Source organism: Hydrogenivirga sp. (genome assembly GCF_056450045.1).
This window is the reverse complement of the sequence record NZ_JBWONM010000220.1, coordinates 1-4,710: the sequence shown is the minus strand read 5'-3', so window position 1 is coordinate 4,710 and position 4,710 is coordinate 1. Positions and strand designations below refer to the sequence as shown.

General features: G+C 50.7%; 3 protein-coding genes and 1 tRNA gene. All 4 read right to left on the bottom strand.

Annotation, left to right across the window (positions count from 1 at the left end; translation table 11 throughout):
- Window positions 1-963: bifunctional DNA primase/polymerase (locus AC1HCM_RS08990; RefSeq protein WP_479461426.1), on the bottom strand; the 963-nt coding region annotated here is incomplete at its 3' end.
- A 135-nt stretch (window positions 964-1,098) separates the two neighbouring features.
- Window positions 1,099-1,317 (bottom strand): helix-turn-helix domain-containing protein, encoded by a 219-nt coding sequence (locus tag AC1HCM_RS08985; RefSeq protein ID WP_479461425.1) that lies wholly within the window; start codon window positions 1,315-1,317, stop codon window positions 1,099-1,101.
- A 437-nt stretch (window positions 1,318-1,754) separates the two neighbouring features.
- Window positions 1,755-1,830, bottom strand: a tRNA-Pro gene (locus AC1HCM_RS08980).
- Between the two features lie 18 nt (window positions 1,831-1,848).
- A partial coding sequence (locus AC1HCM_RS08975; RefSeq protein WP_479461424.1) for an ATP-dependent Clp protease ATP-binding subunit occupies window positions 1,849-4,710 on the bottom strand: 2,862 nt, incomplete at its 5' end.

Genomic DNA, 4,710 nt, shown 5'->3' with positions numbered 1-4,710 from the left:
GTCTTCCTTAATCCCGAGGAGGTTTTTGACTTTACTCCCCAACTCCATCGTCTTCTCTGCCCCGAGCTCTCCCCAGAGAAGGGAAATACCTGCGACTTCCTTTCCCCATGCGAGTTTTTCGTAGGTGTCCCTGACAGCCCGGAGCCTGTCCTCAACCTCAGGGTCTCCGGCTTCCTCGGCGATAGTTTTTACGACCTCTAAAGCAAACTCCTCTGAAAGCCCCAGAGAACCCAACCACCCGGACAGCCCGAGAGCAAGCGTGTGCCGGTGTCCCTCTTTCCAGTAGGGGAACAGCTCCTCAACAAGGAGCTTCTTTAACTTCTCTTCAACGTCAGCAAGCTCCATAGCAGGAACAGGTGCCTCGTTAGTGGGTGCGGTGCTTTTTTCAGCGACGAGTTTTAGAGACCACTCCGGGAGAGGGGGAAGCTTGAGGTCTTTAACAAATCCGATAAGTGCCTCCAGAGAGGACTCCTTGAGGTTGTGGAAAAAGTATATTCCGCCCTCCGGATGAAGGGAAGGAGGGGCTATGACAACCCCGCTGTCCCCACGAATTTCAAATCCGAAAGCGGGGAAGCGAGAAACCTTGACCTTTATGTCTTTCGGGTAGGTGAAGTACACATGAAAACCCCTCCCTGTTCGTACGCACGAGGGAAGGGATAGGAGCTCCTCAAAGTCAATCCCCCTTTGCTCGCAAAACTGCTTAAACTTCTCAACGTCGTCAATGTCAATGACCACGAGGTTACTGACTTTCCCGCACACGATAGCTATGTTGGGCTCTATCCTCCCCTCGAAAAGCTGCAGTGTTTGCTCCCAGGAGGGGCGCTTTTCTGTATAATCCTTCCACGGGACGGCGGGAGCTTTACTCTTCTTGCGAGCTGGCAGAACCGTGAAACCTAAGTCGTAATAAGCCTTTACAAGCGCAGTTAGGGGTGTTAATTTTATAGCGCCTTTACCCCTTTGCATTTCCTCACCTCCTTTAAGCGGTTTTTAGAAGTAAGGGAAGCCCGAAAGCTTCCCAGTTCAGCTGAGCATGAAGGACATCCTCCTCTTCATCCGTCTGATTAAATACACGATCAGCCCTTTGTCCTTCATACCCCATTACTTCCCTTTATTCATTTCCTTAACCGGAGGCAAGCTCTTCAGATACTCCTGGAGCTCCTCTTTAAGAAAGACAATTCTTCTGCCAAATCTGCGGGCGGGTAGCTTGCCCCGGTAAATGAGCTGGAAAATATTTGCCGGCGATGTACGCAACAGCTCAGCCACATCCTTGACGTAGAGCAACTCAGGCTGTCCAGATTTGCCGTTGCGATCCCTCATGCCAAAATCCTCCAAACAGTATTCGGGGATGGCTTTTTGGCAGGAATAGACCAAGGCGGTCTTGTTAAGGACTTTGACTTTCTTATATTGAAGAGATTACACTGCTACATGAACTTTCAAAGAAGAATTCTACAAACTCACATACTGCTCAAAAACGATTTTCGCTTCCTTCCTTACCGGAGGAAGGATATACCTCCTAACAAGGAATGGGGGCATCCCCAAGCCCCTAGCCGGTTCTCAATATAGAACAAAGTTAGAGTGTGTCAAGGGCTTTTGATATATGTTCAAAGCCTTGAGTAAGAATAATTTGAGCTTGGCGTTATATTGGCGTTAAAGAGATTCAAAACAGTTTAAAACCTGTTAAATAGGGTTGATTTCTTAAGTCCACCCGAAAGGCCTCTTTCCTTTGAGCTTCAGCTTTTTCCTTTGATTTTCAATGGTCGGGGCGAGCGGACTTGAACCGCCGACCTCTGGCTCCCGAAGCCAGCGCTCTACCACCTGAGCTACGCCCCGGCTCCAGATAATTATAGATTAACCTTCACCGCTGTCTGAACCAGAAACCGAAGCGGGGCTGTACTCTTCCTTGGGTATGAACTTGAACTCTCCATCTTCGTAATCCACTACCACGGTCATGCCGTCCTTTATCTCGCCCCTTATTATCTTGTCAGCAAGGGGGGTTTCCACATACCTCTGTATGGTTCTCTTGAGGGGTCTCGCGCCGAAGGCCGGGTCGTAGCCCCTTGCCACAAGCTCTTTCTTGGCTGAATCGGTAAGTTCAATCCTTATGTTCCTCTCGGCGAGGCGTCTGTTCACGTTAGCTATAAGCAGGTCAATTATCTGGGAGAGCTCCCTCATTGTAAGGGGTTTGAAGACTATGACCTCATCAACTCTGTTGAGAAACTCGGGTCTGAAGAACATCTTAAGCTCTTCAAGGACCTTCTCCTTAGCCTTCTCAAATTCTCTTTCAACCACATCCTCGCTTGCATCAACGGGTATGTTGAGGAGATACTGGGAGCCAAGGTTTGAGGTCATTATTATGACGGTGTTCCTGAAGTCAACCGTCCTTCCGTGGGAGTCGGTGAGCCTTCCGTCATCAAGGACCTGTAGGAATAGGTCAAAGACCCTGGGGTGCGCCTTCTCAATCTCGTCAAGGAGTATAACCGAATAGGGCTTCCTCCTGACAGCTTCGGTGAGCTTTCCACCTTCCTCGTAGCCAACGTATCCGGGAGGCGCACCTATCAGCTTTGCAACCGAGTGCTCTTCCTTGAACTCCGACATATCAAGCCTTATGAGGGCGTCCTCTTCGCCAAAGAGGAGTTCGGCGAGAGCTTTGGAGAGCTCGGTCTTACCAACTCCAGTCGGTCCGAGGAAGAGAAAGCTCGCTATGGGTCTCTTCGGGTCCTTCAAGCCTGCACGAGCTCTTCTTACAGCTTCCGCAACAGCCTTAACCGCATGCTCTTGGTCAACGACCCTCTTGTGAAGCTCCTCCTCAAGCCTGAGGAGCTTCTCCATCTCCTCCTCTTTGAGCCTCGTGACAGGTATTCCAGTCCACTCTGACACCACCTGAGCAACGTCGTCCCAACCCACTACGAGTTCTTCAGCCTTTTGAGACTCAAGAGCCTTCAGCTCCTTCTCAAGGTTCACCTTCTCTATCTTCAGCTGTGCCTCTCTCTCGTAGTCTCCGCTCTCGGCAGCCTTCATTATCTCCCTGTCAAGCTCCTCTATCCTCTTCTTGAGCTCCTGTATCTTGACGTCGGAGCTGCCGACCTTCTCAAGTATCTCCTGCTTCTCCTTCTCAAGCTGAACCTTCTTTACCTTGAGCTGTGCTTCCTTCTCGTAATCCCCTTCAAGGTTAGCCTTCATTATCTCCTCATCAATAGCTCTTATCTTCCTCTCTATCTCTTGAACCTCAGGGGGAACGCCTATCACCGATAGCTTCTTCCTCGCCGCAGCCTGGTCAAGGGCGTCAATTGCCTTGTCGGGGAGCTTCCTAAAGGTAACGTACCTTCTTGTAAGCTTTACAGCAGCCTCTATAGCTTCGTCAGATATCTTAACCTTGTGGTGTTGCTCAAGCTTAGGTCTCAGTCCCTTGAGTATCTCAATAGCTTCCTCCTCGGAGGGTTCATCAACGTAAATGGGCTGGAACCTCCTCTCAAGGGCTGGGTCCTTCTCTATGTACTTCCTGTACTCATCAACGGTTGTTGCACCGATTACCCTGATCTCACCCCTTGCGAGGGCTGGCTTCATTATGTTACCGGCATCAACGGCACCCTCAGCCTTACCTGCACCAACTATGGTGTGTATCTCGTCAATGAAGAGTATGATGTTTCCCCTCTCCTTAACCTCGTCAAGGAGTGCCTTCATCCTCTCCTCAAACTCACCCCTGTACTTTGAGCCCGCAAGGAGTGTAGCCATGTCAATAGCCCATATCTCCTTGTCCTGAAGCTCTGGGGGAACCTCCTTGTTAACTATCCTCTGAGCAAGCCCTTCAACTATGGCGGTCTTACCTACTCCCGGGTCACCGATCAGAACGGGGTTGTTCTTCGTTCTCCTCAAGAGCACTTCTATTACCTGATTTATCTCTCTCTCCCTTCCTATTACTGGGTCAAGCTTGCCTTCCCTTGCCAGCCCGGTGAGGTTGATGCCGAACCTCTCAAGGGGAGACTTCTCCTCTTCTTTAAGCTCTTGTCCTACATCCTTCATCTCCTTTTCACCTCCTAATACCTGATTTATTAATCTACCACCTATGGTGTCCTTTGCCTCAACAAGGGCTGCACCTATGTGGGAGGGTTGAACCTGAGCCTCTCCCTCCGATACAGCCCTGTTCTGGGCGTTCTCAAGCACCCTTATTAGGTACTCACTGTAATCAAAGCTCGGCTTCCTGCCGAAGACCTTCTCCGCTATCCTGTCAATGACCCTGTCGGGTGATATGCCTATCTCCTTAACCTGCTGGATCAGGGAGGAGTCCCCTATAGCTTTCCTGATGAGCCCGTCTATGGAGAGCCTGTTCTCCAAGAAAGCCCTCACGTCCTCTGGCTTGAACACGGAGGTTAGGCTCTTCTCAACGCTTTCAAGCTGCCTGCGGTAGTTCCTCTCAAGGGAATCAAGCCTTCTGAGCTCAAGCTGGAGGCTCTCCAGTGTCCAGTAGTCCCCGTACCTGCGTGCCTGCTCAATCTCCCTCGTGAGCCTTGCCTTCGCCTGCCTTATCTTCTCCAGCTCCGCCTGAACACCCCCTATGTCGGACTTGACCTGCATTATCTGGCTTCTCAGGTCTATAAGGTGCTTAGCTTCCTGCTCTGCAGCCTTCTCCACCTGCTCCATGAGGTTCTTCAGATGTTCCCTGACCCTCCTTACGAACTCCTTCCTCTCTACTCCCCTCTTCTCAAGGAACTT

Coding starts and splice junctions, on each gene's coding strand:
- AC1HCM_RS08985 (WP_479461425.1), bottom strand. CDS start 1,317: ATGAGGGATCGCAACGGCAAATCTGGACAGCCTGAGTTGCTCTACGTC.